This is a genomic window from Litorimonas sp. (assembly GCA_029936425.1).
Taxonomy (GTDB): domain Bacteria; phylum Pseudomonadota; class Alphaproteobacteria; order Caulobacterales; family Maricaulaceae; genus Litorimonas.
This window is the reverse complement of the sequence record JAPYSU010000185.1, coordinates 1-1,006: the sequence shown is the minus strand read 5'-3', so window position 1 is coordinate 1,006 and position 1,006 is coordinate 1. Positions and strand designations below refer to the sequence as shown.

At 46.1% G+C, this 1,006-nt stretch carries 1 protein-coding gene; it reads right to left on the bottom strand.

The genetic code is table 11. The annotated features are described in order from the left end of the window. Positions 1 to 835 (bottom strand): site-specific integrase (locus ACN0IC_RS15860; protein ID WP_416879706.1); only part of this gene is annotated, 835 nt, incomplete at its 3' end. Positions 836 to 1,006 lie beyond the last annotated feature (171 nt).

Sequence of the window (1,006 nt, the reverse complement as noted above, 5' to 3'; positions counted from 1 at the left end):
ACCATTGGCGCTCGGTATTGAAATACCGTTTCATATCGATAAGGAGCTCTCTGGAAAAGTAGATCCAGCCACTCTTCCCACCCTTGGTATATCGCCCCTCCAACCAGTATTTAAACTGTTCACGATAGTCGAAGGCTGGATCATCAAGCTGCTTAAATAAGTTGCATAATGCTGGAGTGCGAAGCCCGCGCAACTCTGAAGTTCTGAGCCCCACTTCAAATCCCATTCTCATAACGAGTTTTTCTGCAAGTGTTCCGCAAGCATTAATTAACTGAAGGCGAGCGTGTCGCGAAACATACTGTATGTGATTTTGTTTCTTACTTAGATCTGCCATGGCCTGGCGAGTCCGGCGATAAACTCTCAATTCGAGAAGTGGCGCAAACTCCATGTAATGCAAGAAGTGAAAATAAGCTGTGAGAGCTGATTGGTGGGTTTGCAGCGACTTGGGAGATTCTAGCTGCAGTGCAAGAACCTCATTAATGTAATGATTTACGAATTTCTCACTACAAGACGAGGAGGCATCTATTCCCGGTGTTCCGTAACTAATTCGACATTCTTCTAGGTATCTCAGGAATCGGGCCAATGCGTAGACGTATGCTCGAATCGTTGTTTCTGACACCTCTCGCTCAACAAACTCAAACCGCCTATTAGCGTGACCTGCTGTACCATCAGAGAGTTTGCGAACTTCGAAGACGGTGCCGAACTGGGCAAGAAAGGTACTGAACATCAACGGTACAAGTAGTGGTTTGCGTCGTTCGTTCAGGATGAGCCAAAGAACTCCGAACCGGTGGCCGTTAAATTGGTAACCAGTTTTCTTGAGTACGCTGACAGCCACATCGGTATTCTCTTGATCATGGTATTCGTATAATCGAACCTTCAGCGCATAAATACAACGAATTCTTTAGACGATATTGGTCTGCTGAAAAGATGATCCAGATGGAGATACCCAGCAACACAAACCAGCCAATGATCAGTGGCGTCGTCACGATGCCAATCACCGTCCATA